The sequence below is a fragment of the Pseudomonas sp. R25(2017) genome (assembly GCF_002112565.1).
GTDB lineage: Bacteria > Pseudomonadota > Gammaproteobacteria > Pseudomonadales > Pseudomonadaceae > Aquipseudomonas > Aquipseudomonas ekonensis.
This window is the reverse complement of sequence record NZ_NEHZ01000002.1, coordinates 308,720-324,348: the sequence shown is the minus strand read 5'-3', so window position 1 is coordinate 324,348 and position 15,629 is coordinate 308,720. Positions and strand designations below refer to the sequence as shown.

The 15,629-nt window shown below is 67.0% G+C and carries 15 protein-coding genes; 10 read left to right on the top strand and 5 right to left on the bottom strand.

The features are described 5' to 3' along the window. Position 1: 1 nt before the first annotated feature. Entirely contained in the window at positions 2-2,125 is a 2,124-nt protein-coding gene (locus CAG31_RS03995) for a TonB-dependent siderophore receptor (protein WP_085578169.1), read from the bottom strand. 196 nt (positions 2,126-2,321) lie between these two features. On the opposite strand from CAG31_RS03995, the gene CAG31_RS03990 reads away from it, so the two are divergent. The 9 genes from CAG31_RS03990 (at position 2,322) to CAG31_RS03950 (ending at position 10,463) form a co-directional block, all read left to right on the top strand. After that, a complete protein-coding gene (locus CAG31_RS03990) occupies positions 2,322-3,347 on the top strand; it encodes an NAD(P)H-dependent glycerol-3-phosphate dehydrogenase (protein ID WP_085578168.1) in 1,026 nt (341 codons plus the stop codon). Positions 3,348-3,365: 18 nt separating this feature from the next. Continuing rightward, the gene (locus CAG31_RS03985) at positions 3,366-3,713 is read left to right on the top strand and encodes a DUF4389 domain-containing protein (RefSeq protein WP_085578167.1); all 348 of its coding nucleotides are present in this window, start codon (positions 3,366-3,368) and stop codon (positions 3,711-3,713) included. Further along, a complete protein-coding gene (gene sixA, locus CAG31_RS03980) occupies positions 3,710-4,162 on the top strand; it encodes a phosphohistidine phosphatase SixA (RefSeq protein WP_085578166.1) in 453 nt (150 codons plus the stop codon). Before CAG31_RS03985 ends, sixA begins: the two co-directional genes overlap by 4 nt. 340 nt (positions 4,163-4,502) lie before the next feature. Continuing rightward, complete coding sequence (locus CAG31_RS03975) at positions 4,503-6,158, top strand: AMP-binding protein (RefSeq protein ID WP_085578165.1); 1,656 nt, start codon at positions 4,503-4,505, stop codon at positions 6,156-6,158. A gap of 32 nt (positions 6,159-6,190) precedes the next feature. Continuing rightward, positions 6,191-6,634 (top strand): hotdog fold thioesterase, encoded by a 444-nt coding sequence (locus CAG31_RS03970; RefSeq protein ID WP_085578164.1) that lies wholly within the window; start codon positions 6,191-6,193, stop codon positions 6,632-6,634. A 119-nt stretch (positions 6,635-6,753) separates the two neighbouring features. Beyond that, a complete protein-coding gene (locus CAG31_RS03965; RefSeq protein ID WP_085578163.1) occupies positions 6,754-7,560 on the top strand; it encodes an alpha/beta fold hydrolase in 807 nt (268 codons plus the stop codon). Continuing rightward, the gene (locus CAG31_RS03960) at positions 7,557-8,411 is read left to right on the top strand and encodes an alpha/beta hydrolase (protein WP_085578162.1); all 855 of its coding nucleotides are present in this window, start codon (positions 7,557-7,559) and stop codon (positions 8,409-8,411) included. Before CAG31_RS03965 ends, CAG31_RS03960 begins: the two co-directional genes overlap by 4 nt. Before the next feature lie 124 nt (positions 8,412-8,535). Further along, complete coding sequence (locus CAG31_RS03955) at positions 8,536-9,342, top strand: DUF4892 domain-containing protein (protein ID WP_085578290.1); 807 nt, start codon at positions 8,536-8,538, stop codon at positions 9,340-9,342. A 68-nt stretch (positions 9,343-9,410) separates the two neighbouring features. Continuing rightward, a complete protein-coding gene (locus CAG31_RS03950) occupies positions 9,411-10,463 on the top strand; it encodes an AI-2E family transporter (RefSeq protein ID WP_085578161.1) in 1,053 nt (350 codons plus the stop codon). 209 nt (positions 10,464-10,672) lie between these two features. Here CAG31_RS03950 and xopAW read toward each other — a convergent pair whose 3' ends face one another. The 3 genes from xopAW to CAG31_RS03935 form a co-directional block, all read right to left on the bottom strand. After that, entirely contained in the window at positions 10,673-11,530 is an 858-nt protein-coding gene (xopAW, locus tag CAG31_RS03945; protein WP_085578160.1) for an EF-hand domain-containing protein, read from the bottom strand. Positions 11,531-11,742: 212 nt separating this feature from the next. Next, complete coding sequence (locus CAG31_RS03940; RefSeq protein WP_085578159.1) at positions 11,743-12,792, bottom strand: cell wall metabolism sensor histidine kinase WalK; 1,050 nt, start codon at positions 12,790-12,792, stop codon at positions 11,743-11,745. Further along, on the bottom strand, positions 12,792-13,541 hold the full coding sequence (locus CAG31_RS03935; RefSeq protein ID WP_085578158.1) for a response regulator: 750 nt from the start codon (positions 13,539-13,541) through the stop codon (positions 12,792-12,794). The genes CAG31_RS03940 and CAG31_RS03935 overlap by 1 nt, the downstream gene beginning before the upstream one ends. A 295-nt stretch (positions 13,542-13,836) precedes the next feature. Between CAG31_RS03935 and pyrF the strand changes: the two genes are divergently transcribed. Beyond that, positions 13,837-14,535 (top strand): orotidine-5'-phosphate decarboxylase, encoded by a 699-nt coding sequence (pyrF, locus tag CAG31_RS03930; RefSeq protein ID WP_170929932.1) that lies wholly within the window; start codon positions 13,837-13,839, stop codon positions 14,533-14,535. A gap of 76 nt (positions 14,536-14,611) precedes the next feature. Here pyrF and CAG31_RS03925 read toward each other — a convergent pair whose 3' ends face one another. Next, the gene (locus CAG31_RS03925; protein ID WP_085578156.1) at positions 14,612-15,616 is read right to left on the bottom strand and encodes an NADP-dependent oxidoreductase; all 1,005 of its coding nucleotides are present in this window, start codon (positions 15,614-15,616) and stop codon (positions 14,612-14,614) included. Positions 15,617-15,629: the final 13 nt, after the last annotated feature.

Sequence of the window (15,629 nt, the reverse complement as noted above, 5' to 3'; positions counted from 1 at the left end):
CTTAAAACTCCAGCTCCGCGCTGAGGTACATCACGCGGCGGTCGTCGTAGTTGTTGTCGACGAACGTGGTCGGCTCATGGTCCAGACGCTGCTGCACCACGCCGGCCAATTGCAGCTGGGCCTTGCCCAGGGGGATGCGTTTGGCGATGCGCGTGTCCACCCGCTCGAAGCGGTAACCGTTGAGCGCGTTGTCGCCGTAGTAGAAGAGGGCGCTGCTCCAGCCCCGGCCCCAGTCGCGCAGCCAGCCGGCGGAACCGCTGTTGCGCGCGGTGAACTGTTGGTCCTGGGGGTTGCTGGCCTGCGCGTCGACGAAGGCATAGGTCAGGCGCAACCGGTCGGCGGCGCTCAGGCGCCAGTCCGCCTGGGTTTCGGTGCCGCGGAAGCGGGCGCTGTTGGCGTTGCTGGCGATGAACTGATTGTTGCGCAGCGGCTCGCTGATCATGCCGGTGATTTCGTCGTAGAACAGTTTCACGTCCAGGGCCAGGCCCAGGTCGGCGAAAAAGCCGTTGTAGCCCAGTTCCCGCGAACGCATGCGTTCCTGGTCGAGGTCGCCGGGGCCGCGGGTCTTGACGAAGTAGCGGGCCGAGGACTGACCGTAGGCGTAGGGCCGCAGCCCCGAGACCTGATAGCTCCAGTTGACGTTGTTCTCGAACATGCCCGGCGAACGGATCGCCTCCGAATACACCGCGCGCAGGCCGTGGCGCGGATTGATCAGGTAATTGACCGCGAACCTGGGCGTCAGCGAACTGCCCACCAGCCGGGTGTCTTCGAACATCGCACCGCCCTGCAGCAGCCAATGTTCGCTGGCGCGCCACTCCAACTGGCCGAACGTGCGCCAGGTGGTGTCGTCCAGCGTGCCGTTGAAATAGGTTTCGGACTCGGCCCGGTCGTAACGGTAGTTCATGCCGCTGACCAGGCGCAGGCTGTCGGACAGGCTGAGGGTGTCCTGCAGTTCTAGGTCATAGCGCGACTCGCGGATGCTCTGGTCGATGTCGCCGCACACGGTGCGGCTGGCGCCGTTGCGCCACTGGTCCAGCACCTGGTTGGCCAGCGCCATCTCGGCCGGCGTGCCGGGCGGTGCGCCGGGGCCGGTGAAGCGATTCATGTTGCGCGCCAGCAGTTCGGTGTAGTTGGGGTTGAGTTTCCACAGCTCGGTCAGTTGCGGACTGAACGACACTTCGGCGTCGCAGGCGCGCCAGGTCTGCTGCCGGTCCCAGTGCTGCGCAGAACCCTGCACATACAGGCTGTGGTCGGGATTGACGTCGAGGTTCCAGCGCACCGAGCCGGCGTAGTCCTTGGCGATCACGTCGGAATTGTTGCCGGCCGCGGTGATGCCGTAGAACACCGGCCGGTAGGTGTAGGGGCGCTGGTTGGTGCCGTCCTTCGCGTTGATCTGCCAATCCAGGCTCTGATCGTCGCTGAGCGTGTGGCTGACCGCCAGGCTGACGCGGTCCAGGCGTCGGCTGTCGCGGTAGTCGGCGCCGGTGCGGTCTTCATCGAAGCCGTCGTCCTGCTGGCCGGACAGCGACAGGCGCAGGTTGCCGCCGTTCCAGCCGGTGCCTTGGCTGGCGTAGTAGTCGTTGATGCCGCGCTGGCCGCGGCTGATCTTGATGCGCGTGCCGTGGCTGTCCGCCGGGTTGCGCGTGATGATGTTGACCACCGCCATCAGCGCATTGGCGCCGTAGCTGACGGTGTTGGGGCCGCGGAACACCTCGATGCGCTCCACGTCTTCCATGGCCACCGGGATGTCGCTCCAGTCCACCGTGGCCAGGCCGGCGCGGTACACCGAACGGCCGTCGATCAGCACCTGCATGCGCCGCGCCTGGGTGGCGTTGGTGCCGTGGTAGTTGACGGCGGCCTGGTTGCCGCTGATGTCGCCGACCATCATGCCCGGCACCAGGCGCAGCAGTTCGCTGATGTCCCGGGCGCCGCTGGCGTTGATCAGTTCGCTGTCGAGCACGGTCATGCTGCCGGGCACTTCGGCCGGCGACTGTTTCAGGCGGGTGGCGGTCAGGATCTGCGGCAGGGCCTCGCTGTCCAGAAAGAGGTCGTCCGCCAGCACGGCCGGGCTGAACAGCAGCGCCAGCAGCAGGGAGGAACGTGTGGAAGATGGACCAAAAGACACGAGACAGCCTTGATAGCGAATAAGTGGCGCGCATGTTAACCGAGCGCAGTGACTTTTCCATTCACGATGCAGGCATTTTCCTCGGTTTTCTTGGTCTTCTTCCTACATGCGGCGGTAATTGTTGCCGGGGCTGTCCCGGCGGGGGCCGCCCCGTATAATGCCGCCATCGCCACTGGTATGGATTGACGGATTACATATGACTGAACAGCGCCCGATCGCGGTCCTGGGAGGCGGAAGTTTCGGTACCGCCGTGGCCAATCTGTTGGCCGAGAACGGCCATCAAGTCCGGCAGTGGATGCGCGACCCCGAGCAGGCCGAGGCCATCCGGGTCAACCGCGAGAACCCGCGTTACCTCAAAGGCATCAAGATCCTGCCTCAGGTGACCCCCGTCACCGACCTGCAAGAGACCCTCGACGCCTGCGACCTGTGCTTTGTCGCGCTGCCTTCCAGCGCGCTGCGCACCGTGCTGGCCAGCCATGCCGAACGGCTGCGGGGCAAGATGCTGGTCAGCCTGACCAAGGGCATCGAAGCCCACACCTTCAAGCTGATGAGCCAGATCCTCGAAGAGATCGCCCCAGAGGCGCGCATCGGCGTGCTGTCCGGGCCGAACCTGGCGCGGGAGATCGCCGAGCATGCGTTGACCGCCACGGTGGTCGCCAGCGAGGACGAAGACCTGTGCCGCCAGGTGCAGGCCGCGCTGCACGGGCGCACCTTCCGCGTCTACGCCAGCGCCGACCGCTTCGGCGTGGAGTTGGGCGGGGCGCTGAAGAACGTCTACGCGATCATCGCCGGCATGGCGGTGGCGCTGGACATGGGCGAAAACACCAAGAGCATGCTGATCACCCGAGCCCTGGCCGAGATGACCCGGTTCGCGGTGAACCAGGGCGCCAACCCGATGACGTTCCTGGGGCTGGCCGGGGTGGGCGATCTGATCGTCACCTGTTCGTCGCCCAAGAGCCGCAACTACCAGGTCGGCTTCGCCCTGGGCCAAGGGCTGAGCCTGGACGAGGCGGTGTCGCGCCTGGGCGAGGTGGCCGAAGGGGTCAACACGCTCAAGGTGCTCAAGGCCAAGGCGCAGGAGGTCGGCGTGTACATGCCGCTGGTCGCCGGGCTGCATGCGATTCTGTTCGAAGGGCGCACGCTGGAGCAGGTCATCGGCCTGTTGATGCGCGGCGAGCCGAAGACCGATGTCGATTTCATTTCCACCAGTGGTTTCAACTGAGTCAGCAGGGGACGAGACATGAGCGATCCGAAAAACGAAGCGGGCTACGAATCCATTCTCCTGCGGGTACTGTGGATGATCGTGTACGCGCTGGTCTGGCAGGTGGCGCAGTTCATCCTCGGGGCCGTGGTGCTGGTGCAGTTGATCTATCGTTTGATCTACGGCGCCCCGAACGCCGGCCTGATGAACTTCGGCGACAGCCTGAGCCAGTTCCTGGCCCAGATCGGCCGTTTCGGCAGTTTCCACAGCGACCAGAAACCCTGGCCGTTCGCCGACTGGCCGACGCCGCGCACCCCGGAAGGCGAAGCGCCGCACACCGTTGCGCCGGCTGCGCACCCGGTTCGAGATGAGGAACCCAAGCTATGAAACTCTGGGTATTGCGTCACGGCGAGGCCGAGCCCTACGGCTCGCGCGCCGACTCCGAGCGGGAACTGACCGCCCATGGCCGCAAGGAAGTGCTGAGCAGCGCGGCCAGGCTGATGGGCCAGCCGCTGACGGCGATCTACGCCAGCCCCTATCTGCGGGCGCAGCAGACGGCGCAACTGGTGCGCGAGGCGCTCGGCTTCGAGCCGGAGATCCGCACGGTGGATTGGCTCATGCCGGAAACCGACCCGGACAAGGTCGCCGAGCAACTGGTGTCGGTCAGCAATGTCTTGCTGGTCAGCCACAACCCGCTGGTGGGGCACCTGTTGAGCTACCTGCAGCACGGCGCCGGCTATCCGCCGGAGAAGGTCAGCACCGCCGGGCTGGCCGAACTTGAGCACAGCGAACTGCTGATCGGCTCGATGACGCTCAACAGCCTCAAGCATCCTTGAGGCGCAGGCGCCTGCTCCCACTTTGTTTTTCGGCGGCCGCAGATTCTGCATGCACCCCGGATCCCTGTGGGAGCGGGCTTGCCCGCGATGGTGCCGTGTCAGTTGCCCAAGATGTTAAATGACACAACGCCATCGCCAGCAGGCTGGCTCCCACATTCTTTGCGGCGCTCGCAAATTCTGCCTTCACCCCGGAACCCTGTGGGAGCCAGCCTGCTGGCGATGGCGTCAGACGGCGCACCGCAGCACGGGATTGCCTTGAAATGATTTGTGCGAAATTTCCAACCAAGCACTTGCTTGGTTGACTACGCTTGCTCCTGACCCAAAACCAGGAGCGAGTCCCATGCCTGCCCCTTTCCGATTGCCGCTGGACGTGTTCTACGAACGCGAGGCCCGTCACCCCCGACAACGCTTCCTGGTGCAGCCCCTCGGCGGCGGGCAGGTCGAAACCCTGACCTGGGCCGACGTCGGCCATCAGGCCCGTTGCGCGGCGCACTGGCTGCGCGCCCGCGAACTGCCCCAGGGCAGCCACATCGCCCTGATCTCGAAGAACTGCGCGCACTGGATCATCGCCGATCTGGCGATCTGGATGGCCGGGCACGTGTCGGTGCCGCTCTATCCGAACCTCACCGCCGAGTCGGCCGGCCAGGTGCTGCGCCATTCGGACAGCGTGCTGGCGTTCATCGGCAAGCTGGACGACTGGCCGGCGATGTCGGCCGGCGTGCCGGAGGGCCTGCCGACCGTCAGCCTGCCGCTGCATCCTGGGGGCAGCTTCGACTTCAGCTGGGAAGACCTGCAGCGCAGCTCGCCGATCCAGGACGATCCGCGTCCCGACGCCGATCAACTGGCGACCATCATCTACACCTCCGGCACCACCGGCCTGCCCAAGGGCGTGATGCACAGCTTCGGCAACCTCGGTTTCGCCACCACCCGCGGCACGCAGCTATTCGGCCTGGGCGAGCACGACCGGTTGCTGTCCTATCTGCCGCTGTGCCACGTCGCCGAGCGCATGTTCGTCGAACTGGCGGCGGTCTACACCGGCCAGACGGTGTTCTTCGCCGAAAGCCTCGACACCTTCCTAACCGACCTGCGACGGGCGCGGCCGACGGCGATGTTCGGCGTACCGCGGATCTGGACCAAGTTCCAGATGGGCGTGTACGGCAAGATCCCGGCCAAGCGTCTCGATTTTCTGCTGGGGCTGCCCTTCATCGGCAAGCGGGTCGGCCACAAGGTGCTGGCCGGGCTGGGGCTGGACGCCCTGCGCGTGGCGCTGTCCGGCGCGGCGCCGGTGCCGCAGGCCTTGCTCGACTGGTATCAGAAGCTTGGCCTTGAGGTGCTGGAGGTCTACGGCATGACCGAAAGCTGCGGCTATTCGCACATCTGCCTGCCCGGCGAGTACCGGCAGGGCTGGATCGGCAAGCCGTGCCCGGACGTCGAGGTGCGCATCGACGCGTCCGGCGAAGTGCTGGTGCGCAGCCGGGCGAACATGCTCGGCTACTACAAGGATCCGCAGAAGACCGCCGAGACCCTGACCGACGACGGCTTCCTGCGCACCGGCGACAAGGGCGAGCAGGATGCCGAGGGGCGCCTGCGCCTGACCGGGCGGCTGAAGGAAATCTTCAAGACCAGCAAAGGCAAGTACGTGGCGCCGGCGCCCATCGAGAACCGCCTGGCGGTGCATTCGCGGATCGAGCAGGTGTGCGTGGTCGGGGACGGCCTGATCGCGCCGCTGGGGCTGTGCGTGCTGTCGCTCGCCGGCCGGGACGAGGGCCGCGCCGGGCTGCATTCGAGCCTGGAAAGGCTGCTGGAGGACGTCAACGCCGCACTCGACAAGCACGAGCGCCTGCATCGGCTGGTGGTGGTCAAGGACACGTGGGCGGTGGAGAACGGCTTCCTGACGCCGACCCTGAAGATCAAGCGCAACGTCATCGAGGACGCCTACGGGGCAAGCTTTGCGCAATGGAGCGAGCGCGGCGAGGCGGTGCTGTGGCAGGATTGAGCGACGAACAAAACAATAAAGGGAACCCTGCGATGAGCCTGTGGCGCACCACCCCGAACATCGAGCAGTTGAACGCGACCCAGAAAAACACCATCGGCGAAGTGCTGGACATCCGCTTCGAAGCCTTCGACGACGAGTCCCTGACCGCCAGCATGGTGATCGACCACCGCACGCACCAGCCCTATGGCTTGCTGCACGGCGGCGCCTCGGTGGTGCTGGCCGAGACCGTCGGCTCGATGGCCAGCTACCTGTGCATCGACGCCAGCAAATTCTATTGCGTGGGCCTGGAGATCAACGCCAACCACTTGCGCGGCCTGCGCAGCGGGCGGGTGACGGCGGTGGCCAAGGCCATTCACTTAGGGCGCACCACCCATGTCTGGGACATCCGCCTGACCAGCGACGAAGGCAAGGCCAGTTGCGTGTCGCGGCTGACCATGGCGGTGGTGCCGCTGGGCGAGCGACCGCCGGCGCGCTGAGTGACGATTGCGCCATAGCCATGACCGGACTGTCATCATTCCTGGCAGTTACGGTCATTGCTGCGCGGCGCGCTCTTGCGGACAATCGCCGCATGTTTTCCGCTCATGGATCTGCCGGTATGCCGCAACCGATTTTCTTCGCCCACGCCAACGGGTTCCCTTCGGGCACCTACGGCAAACTGTTCGCGGCGCTGGCGCCGGAATACCGGGTCGCGCATCTGGAGCAGCACGCCCATGACCCGCGTTTCCCGGCGGACGACAACTGGCACAACCTCGTGGACGAGCTGGTTCATCACCTGCGCCAGCAAGACGAACCGGTGTGGGGCGTCGGCCACTCCTTCGGCGGCATGCTGCACCTGCATGCCGCCCTGCGGTGCCCGGAGCTGTACCGCGGGGTGGTGATGCTCGACTCGCCGGTGCTGACCCGCACCGATCAGTGGGTGATCCGCGCCGCCAAGCGTTTCGGCTTCATCGACCGGCTGACCCCGGCAGGGCGCACCCTGGGCCGGCGCGAAGAGTTCGCCGACCTCGCCAGCGCCCGCAGCTACTTCGCCGGCAAGACCCTGTTCCGGGGCTTCGACCCGGAATGCTTCGATGCCTACCTGCAGCACGGCCTGCACAAGGTCGGCGACAAGCTGCGCCTGCGCTTCGACCCGGCCACCGAAATCAGCATCTACCGCAGCGTGCCGCACACCAGCCCCGGCCGCACCCGTCAGCTGAAAGTGCCGCTGGCGGTGGTGCGCGGGCACAAGAGCCGTGTGGTGATGAACCACCACACCCGTCACGTCGGGCGCCTGCCCCAGGGCGAGGCGCTGAGCATGCCCGGCGGCCACATGTTTCCCCTCGAACGCCCGCAGGACACGGCGCGGCTGCTCAAAGGGCTGTTCGAACGCTGGGACAGCCGCCAAAGCAAGGACTGCGCATGAGCCCTGCCGTCGAAGAGGTGCGCCTGAGCCTGCCGCACATCGAACTGGCGGCGCACCTGTTCGGCCCCGAAGACGGCCTGCCGGTGATCGCCCTGCATGGCTGGCTGGACAACGCCAACAGCTTCGCCCGCCTGGCGCCGATGCTCAAAGGCCTGCGCATCGTCGCCCTGGACATGGCCGGCCACGGGCATTCCGGGCACCGCCCGAACGGCGCCGGCTATGCGCTGTGGGACTACGCCCACGATGTGCTGCAAGTCGCCGAGCAATTGGGCTGGACGCGCTTCGGCCTGCTCGGGCATTCGCTGGGGGCCATCGTTTCGCTGGTGCTGGCCGGCTCGATGCCGGAGCGCATCAGCCACCTGGCGCTGATCGACGGGGTGATCCCGCCCACCGACAAGGGCGAAAACGCCGCCGAACGCATGGGCATGGCCCTCCAGGCGCAACTGGATCTGCGGGACAAGCGCAAACCGGTCTACGCCACCCTCGACCGCGCCGTCGAAGCGCGCATGAAAGGCCTGGTGGCGGTCAGCCGCGAGGCCGCCGAACTGCTGGCGCAACGCGGGCTGATGCCGGTGCCGGGCGGCTACACCTGGCGCACCGACAATCGCCTGACCTTGCCGTCGCCGCTGCGCCTGACCCAGGAGCAGGCGCTGGCGTTCGTCCAGCGCATCACCTGCCCCGCGCAATTGGTGGTGGCGGCCGACGGCATGCTGGCCAAGCATCCGGAGCTGCTGGAGCGTCTACCCTTCAGTCGTGAACAGCTGCCCGGCGGGCACCACCTGCACCTGAACGACAGGTCCGGCGCGGGGCTTGTCGCAGACTGTTTCAATCGGTTCTTCGCCATTCCTTGACTTGCGCCGGGCAACTGTCGAGGCTGGGCGGGTTGAAATGGGAGACGACCAAGATGGATTTCCGCACCGCAACCCCGCACCGCCTCCAGGGCGCCCAGGCCATGCCGATCCGATGAGCCTGCGCATTCGATTCATCAGCCTGCTGGCGCTGGGCTGCTTCAGCGCCGCGGCGTCGGCCGCCGACCTGCCCGGCAGCCAGGATCTGCCGATCGTGCCGCGCCTGGCCGACGCCCAGATCGTCGATTACCGCGCGCCCGTCGAGATGGAACGCATCTACCCGTTGGGCGCCATCCGCAAGATCAGCGGCCAGTTGCGCTTCGACGGCCAGGTCGGTGCCCGCGGCCAGACCACCTCCGTCACCTATGAGCTGCCGCCGGAGCATTCCTCCACCGAAGCCTTCACCGTCGCCCGCGAGGCCCTGCAGAAGCAGGACGCCGAACTGCTGTTCTGGTGTCAGGCCCGGGATTGCGGCGAAAGCAGCCTGTGGGCCAACGAAGTGTTCGGCAACGCCAAGCTGTACGGCGCCGACGAGCAGCAGGCCTATCTGCTGCTGAGGCTGGCGGCGCCACGGGACAACACGCTGGTGGCGCTCTACGGCATCACGCGGGGCAACCGCAAGGCCTACCTGCACGTCGAGCAGTTCGAGTCCGGCGCGCCGCTCGGTGACCTGCTGCCGACCTCCGCGACCCTGCTGCGCCAGCTCAAGAGCACCGGCGAGCTGGATTTCCCGAAACTCTCCGGCGAGCCGGACGACACCTGGCTGCGCCTGCTGTCCCGTGGGCTGAACCTCGACACTACGCTGCGGGTGACGGTCGCAGGACCGAAGGCCGAGGCCTGGCGCCAGGCGCTGATCGGCTCCGGCGTGCGTGCGGCCCGAATGGAAACCGGCAGCGGGGATGGTTCCGGCCTGCGCATCGACCTGTTGCGCTAGGCACATCGGGCGGACACGGGCGGCGTGTTCGCCTACTCTTTGGCTGAATCATTGTTTCGGGACCTCACATGCTCAATAACGATCGGCTGTTGGTGCAGATCCTCCTGCTGGTGCTGTTCGGCGCCAGCCTGTGGGTGATGGCGCCGTTCTGGTCGGCGCTGTTCTGGGGCGCGGTGCTGGCGTTCGCCAGCTGGCCGCTGATGCGCCTGCTGACCCGTTGGCTCAATGGCCGCGAGTCCCTGGCGGCGCTGGTGCTGACCCTCGGCTGGATGCTGCTGGTGGCGGCGCCGCTGGTATGGCTGGGGTTCAACTTGGCCGACCATGTGCGTGACGCCACGTCGTTCATCAAGGACGTGCAGGTCGACGGCCTGCCGGAGGCGCCGGACTGGCTGGGCGCCGTGCCGCTGGTGGGCGAGCGGCTGGTGCGGGTCTGGAACAGCATCGATCAGCAGGGCGCCGCGGTGATCGTGGCGGTCAAGCCTTACCTCGGGCAGGTCGGCAACTGGCTGCTGGCGCGCAGCGCGCAGATCGGCAGCGGCATGCTCGAACTGACCCTGAGCATCGTCTTCGTGTTCTTCTTCTACCGTGACGGCCCGCGGCTGGCGGCGTTCGTCCACAGCCTGCTCGAGCGGCTGATCGGCGACCGCGCCGGTTACTACATCGAACTGGTGGCCGGCACGGTGCAGCGGGTGGTCAACGGGGTGATCGGCACGGCGGCGGCCCAGGGGCTGCTGGCGCTGATCGGCTTCCTGATCGCCGGGGTGCCGGGGGCGCTGGTGCTGGGGATCGTCACCTTCCTGCTCAGCCTGATCCCGATGGGGCCGCCGTTGGTGTGGATCCCGGCCACGGCGTGGCTGGCCTGGAAGGGCGACTACGGGATGGCGGTATTTCTCGGGATCTGGGGCACGTTCATCATCAGCGGCGTGGACAACGTGCTCAAGCCGTACCTGATCAGCCGCGGCGGCAACCTGCCGCTGGTGATCGTGCTGCTCGGAGTGTTCGGCGGCTTGATCGCGTTCGGCTTCATCGGCCTGTTCATCGGGCCGACCCTGTTGGCGGTGGCCTACAGCCTGCTGACCGACTGGAGCAAGAGCCAGGCGCGGGTCGAAGACCGGCGCTGAGGCGTTGCCCGGCCATCGGCTGCGCCCCCATCGCCAGCAGGCTGGCTCCCACAGGGTTTTGCGTTGAACGACAATCTCGCGTTCAGCAGAGATCCCCTGTAGGAGCCAGCCTGCTGGCGATGGCGTCAGTCGAGGCGCCGCAAGGCCGGATCAAGGCAGTTGCGCCCACAGGAACCTGCAAGAGCGGGCCTGCCCGTCATGCCTTCGGCTCAAGTCGACACATTCAGGTACTTGCCCACCGGCGCCGCGTTGTCGAGCGAGTACTGCTTGCTCAGGTTGGCGATCATGCGGTTCAGCGCCTGGGCCGTGGACTGTCGGGTGTCGGCCGTCGCTTCGTCGTTCGGGCGTTCGCGGCCGGCCTGCAGCGCAGCCTTCAACTCGTCGCTGCTGACACCGCCGCTGCCGTCGCTGTCCAGCACCTTGAGCAGCGCGGCGGCGTTGTCGGTGTCGGAGGACGAGGCGTTGGCGCCGGTCTGCACGGCGCTGCTCAGTTCGGTGGCGGTGACGCTGCCGTCGCTGTCGGCATCGAGCTGGCTGAACAGTTCATCGCCGGACATCGGCTGCTGCGGCGGCGATGGAGGAGCGAGGCTGGCGGCGAGCTCGTCCTGGCTGACGACGCCGTCCTGGTTCTTGTCCAAAACCGAGAAGATTTCGCTGCTGTCGGCAGTGCTGCCGGCGCTGGTCAGGCCGGTGCTCAGCTCGTCGCCGCTGATGGCGCCGTCGCCGTCGGTGTCCAGGGCGCTGATCAGGGCATCGGCCAGTTCGGTGTTCGGTGCCTGGTCGTGGGGCGGTGGCGGCGGAGGGGCCATGGCGGTCATTTCTTCGGCGCTGAGGCTGCCGCTGGCGTCGCTGTCCAGATCGCCGAACTGCTGGCTCAGGCTGACCAGCAGGCCATCGTCGGACTTCTGCGACAGGGCGCTGCCCAATTCGTCCTGATCCACCGAACCGTCGCCGTTGCTGTCGAGCTTGGCGAACAGCTCCTTCTGCAGTTGCTGGCTGCGGGCGTTTTGCGTGGCGGTGCCGCTGGTGCTTGTGTAGCTCGTGTAGTTGCTGACGCTGCCGATCATCGGGCTCACTCCTTGGCTGGAAACCGGTGGGCGCACCGGCTTGTGCAGCCTCGGGGGGCGAGTTGTCGTGGGTATGTGGGTTTTGTACCGGGTAGTACACACGCGTGAGGGCGAGGCTGCTGGCGAAGGCGTTCTGTCAGCCAGTCTCTCTGGTGGGGGGGAGGGCCCTATCGCGAGCAGGCTCGTCCCCACAGGGGGGGCTCGGCCGGATCTCAGGCGCGGGGCAGGAGGATGACGGCGGTGAGACCGCCGCCCGGGGTCTCTTCCAGGGTCAGTTGCCCGCCGAGGCGCTGCGCCGCCTCCCGGGCGATGGTCATGCCCAGGCCGACGCCGCCGGAGTTGCGGTTGCGCGAGCCTTCCAGCCGGTAGAACGGCTCGAACACCGCTTCGCGTTTGTCCGCCGCGATGCCGGGGCCGTGATCGACCACCCGGATCAGCAAGTGCTCGCGTTGGTCGTGCAGTTCGATGTGCGCCTGGCCGGCGTAGCGCAGGGCGTTGTCCATCAGGTTGTTGATGCACGAACGCAGCGCCATCGGCTGCACCTGCAACGGCGCGCAGTGGCCGCTGACCTGGACGTCGGCGCCCTGATCCTGGGCGTTCTCGCACAACGACTCGACCAGCGCCTGCACGTCCATCCACTGCAACGCTTCGCTGGTGCGCTGTTCGTGCAGGTAGGTCAGGGTGGCGTCGAGCATGCCGATCATGTCGTCCAGGTCCTGGCGCATCTGGCCTTGCAGGCGGTCGTCGCTGATGTTCTCCAGGCGCAGCTTCAGGCGCGACAGCGGCGTGCGCAGGTCATGGGACACCGCGCCGAGCATCCGGGCGCGCTGCTGCACCTGCTCGCGGATGCGTCGCTGCATCAGGTTGAAGGTGTGCGCCGCCTGCCGCGCCTCCCGCGGGCCGGATTCGTCCAGCGGCGGGCTGTCGAGATCCTCGCTCAGGCGTTCGGCGGCGTCGCTCAGGCGCTGGATCGGCCGGCTCAGCAGCTTGGCGCCGTACCAGGCGGCAATCATCAGCGAGACGAACTGGAAGGTCAGCGGCACCAGCGGGCCGCCGAACCAGGGCCGGGGAGGGCGTTGGGCAAAGCGCGGGTCCGGCGGCCGCTTGGGGTCGAACTGCCCGGAGAACTGCGCAGGCATCGGGGGCGGCGGCGGAGGGCCGTACAGCCTGAACCAGGCGAAGGCCAACAGGTGCGCCAGGACGATCGCCAGAAAGAGCACGCCGAACAGGCGGCCGAACAGCGTGTCGAAGCGCGCCCGCATCAGCCGATGTCCCGCGCGTCGAACAGGTAGCCCTCGCCGCGCACGGTCTTGATCAGCTGCGGCGCTTTCGGGTCGTCGCCCAGCTTTTGCCGCAGGCGCGACACCAGCAGGTCGATGCTGCGGTCGAACGCCTCGATCGAGCGGCCCCGGGCGGCGTCGAGCAGCTGTTCGCGGCTGAGCACCCGGCGCGGGCGTTCGATGAAGACCCACAGCAGGCGGAACTCGGCGTTGGACAGCGGCACGACCAGGCCGTCGTCGGCGATCAGCTGGCGCAGGACGCTGTTCAGGCGCCAGTTGTCGAAGCGGATGTTGGCGCGCTGCTCGGTGCGGTCGTCGCGCACACGACGCAGGATCGTCTGGATCCGCGCCACCAGCTCCCGGGGCTCGAACGGCTTGGCCATGTAGTCGTCGGCGCCCAGTTCCAGGCCGATGATGCGGTCGGTGGGTTCGCAGCGGGCGGTGAGCATCAGGATCGGGATGTCCGACTCGGCGCGCAGCCAGCGGCACAGCGACAGACCGTCCTCGCCGGGCAGCATCAGGTCGAGCACCACCACGTCGAAATGTTCGGCCAGCAGGGCCTGGCGCATGGCGGCGCCGTCGCTGACACCGCTGGCGTGGATGTTGAAGCGGGCCAGGTAGTCGATCATCAGCTCGCGGATCGGCACGTCATCGTCGACGATCAGCGCGCGGATGCTCCAGCGCTTGTCGTCTTTGTGCTCTTCGTTCACGGGGGCTTGGGTGTTGTGCATGGGGCTGTTCATCTGCCAGTGGGCCGCCAACCACAAAGATAGGCTGCGAGGTTGTGGTTTCAGCATAGGCGTCCGGCCGTGGGGCGGGAAGGGCTGCTGTAGGGACGTGTTGCGGCGGGCGAGGCTAGCGCGCACGCATGTTGCCGGCGTGTCGGTTGTGTATCGGGATCGACACAATAGCGCCGAACGCCGCCCCGGACACGGCCTTCGCCACGATTTGCCGATCATCGGGTGCCGCGCGGGCGCCGGTTCCGCTACAATGCGCGCCGATTTCGACTTGCCTGAGAGCCCGCCCATGTCCGCCTGCCAGACGCCCATCATCGTCGCCCTGGATTTCCCCACCCGTGACGCCGCCCTGAAGCTGGCCGACCAGTTGGACCCGAAGCTGTGCCGGGTCAAGGTGGGCAAGGAACTGTTCACCAGCTGCGCCTCGGAAATCGTCGGCACCCTGCGCGACAAGGGGTTCGAGGTGTTCCTGGACCTGAAATTCCATGACATCCCCAACACCACCGCGATGGCGGTCAAGGCCGCCGCCGAGATGGGTGTGTGGATGGTCAACGTGCACTGCTCCGGCGGCCTGCGCATGATGGCGGCCTGCCGCGAAGAGCTGGCCAAGCGCAGCGGCCCGCAGCCGCTGCTGATCGGCGTGACCGTGCTGACCAGCATGGAGCGCGAGGATCTGGCCGGCATCGGCCTGGACATCGAGCCTCAGGAGCAGGTGCTGCGCCTGGCCGCCTTGGCCGAAAAGGCCGGGATGGACGGCCTGGTGTGCTCGGCCCAGGAAGCCCAGGCCTTGAAGGCGGCGCATCCGGCGCTGCAACTGGTGACCCCGGGGATCCGTCCGGCGGGCAGCGCCCAGGACGACCAGCGCCGTATCCTGACCCCGCGCCAGGCGCTGGACGCAGGCTCCGACTACCTGGTGATCGGTCGCCCGATCAGCCAGGCGGCGGATCCGGCCAAGGCCCTGGCGGCGGTCGTGGCCGAGCTGGCCTGACCCGGACATAGCCGAACATCTGCGGGAGCGGCGGTGCAACCTTGCACCGTCGCTCCCGCAGTGGTTTCCGGGGGCTTCAGACCTTCAGCACCAACTTGCCGAAGTTCTCGCCGCTGAACAGCTTCGCCAGCGTCTCGGGGAAGGTCTCCAGCCCTTCGACGATGTCTTCCCGGCTCTTGAGCTGTCCCTTGGCCAGCCAGCCGGCCATTTCCTTGGCGGCGTCGGCGTACTGCGCGGCGTAGTCCAGCACCACGAACCCTTCCATCCGTGCGCGGTTGACCAGCAACGACAGGTAGTTGGCCGGGCCTTTGACCGCCTCTTTGTTGTTGTACTGGCTGATGGCGCCGCAGATCACCACCCGCGCCTTGAAATTCAGTTGGCTGAGCACCGCGTCGAGGATGTCGCCGCCGACGTTGTCGAAGTACACGTCCACGCCTTTCGGGCATTCGCGCTTGAGGCCGGCCAGCACGTTTTCGCTCTTGTAGTCGATGACCCCGTCGAAGCCCAGTTCATCGACCAGGTACTTGCACTTGTCGGCGCCGCCGGCGATGCCGACCACCCGGCAGCCTTTGATTTTCGCGATCTGCCCGGCGATGCTGCCCACGGCCCCGGCCGCGCCGGACAGCACCACCGTGTCGCCGGCCTTCGGTGCGCCGACGTCCAGCAGCGCGAAGTAGGCGGTCATGCCGGTCATGCCCAGCGCCGACAGATAGACCGGCAGCGGCGCCAGTTTCGGATCGACCTTGTAGAAGCCCTTCGGCTCGCCGAGGTAGTAGTCCTGCACGCCCAAGGCGCCGTTGACGTAGTCGCCGACCGCGAAACCGGGGTGGTTCGAGGCGGTGACCCGGCCCACGCCCAAGGCGCGCATGACCTCGCCGATGTTCACTGGCGGAATGTAGGACTTGCCTTCGTTCATCCAGCCGCGCATGGCCGGATCCAGGGACAGGTATTCGTTCTTGACCAGGATCTGCCCGGCCGCCGGTTCGCCGACCGGTACGGTCTGATAGGTGAAGGTTTCGCGGGTCGCGGCGCCCACGGGGCGGTTGGCGAGCAGGAACTGGCGGTTGTTCTGGGTAGTCATGGCAGGCACTCGG

Excerpts from the sequence above, each read along its gene's own strand:
- CAG31_RS03970 (WP_085578164.1), top strand. The coding sequence starts at position 6,191 with ATGAGCCTGTGGCGCACCACCCCGAACATCGAGCAGTTGAACGCGACC.
- xopAW (WP_085578160.1), bottom strand. The coding sequence starts at position 11,530 with ATGATCGGCAGCGTCAGCAACTACACGAGCTACACAAGCACCAGCGGC.
- CAG31_RS03975 (WP_085578165.1), top strand. The coding sequence starts at position 4,503 with ATGCCTGCCCCTTTCCGATTGCCGCTGGACGTGTTCTACGAACGCGAG.
- CAG31_RS03935 (WP_085578158.1), bottom strand. The coding sequence starts at position 13,541 with ATGCACAACACCCAAGCCCCCGTGAACGAAGAGCACAAAGACGACAAG.
- pyrF (WP_170929932.1), top strand. The coding sequence starts at position 13,837 with ATGTCCGCCTGCCAGACGCCCATCATCGTCGCCCTGGATTTCCCCACC.
- CAG31_RS03950 (WP_085578161.1), top strand. The coding sequence starts at position 9,411 with ATGCTCAATAACGATCGGCTGTTGGTGCAGATCCTCCTGCTGGTGCTG.
- CAG31_RS03940 (WP_085578159.1), bottom strand. The coding sequence starts at position 12,792 with ATGCGGGCGCGCTTCGACACGCTGTTCGGCCGCCTGTTCGGCGTGCTC.
- CAG31_RS03965 (WP_085578163.1), top strand. The coding sequence starts at position 6,754 with ATGCCGCAACCGATTTTCTTCGCCCACGCCAACGGGTTCCCTTCGGGC.
- CAG31_RS03985 (WP_085578167.1), top strand. The coding sequence starts at position 3,366 with ATGAGCGATCCGAAAAACGAAGCGGGCTACGAATCCATTCTCCTGCGG.
- CAG31_RS03960 (WP_085578162.1), top strand. The coding sequence starts at position 7,557 with ATGAGCCCTGCCGTCGAAGAGGTGCGCCTGAGCCTGCCGCACATCGAA.
- sixA (WP_085578166.1), top strand. The coding sequence starts at position 3,710 with ATGAAACTCTGGGTATTGCGTCACGGCGAGGCCGAGCCCTACGGCTCG.
- CAG31_RS03925 (WP_085578156.1), bottom strand. The coding sequence starts at position 15,616 with ATGACTACCCAGAACAACCGCCAGTTCCTGCTCGCCAACCGCCCCGTG.
- CAG31_RS03990 (WP_085578168.1), top strand. The coding sequence starts at position 2,322 with ATGACTGAACAGCGCCCGATCGCGGTCCTGGGAGGCGGAAGTTTCGGT.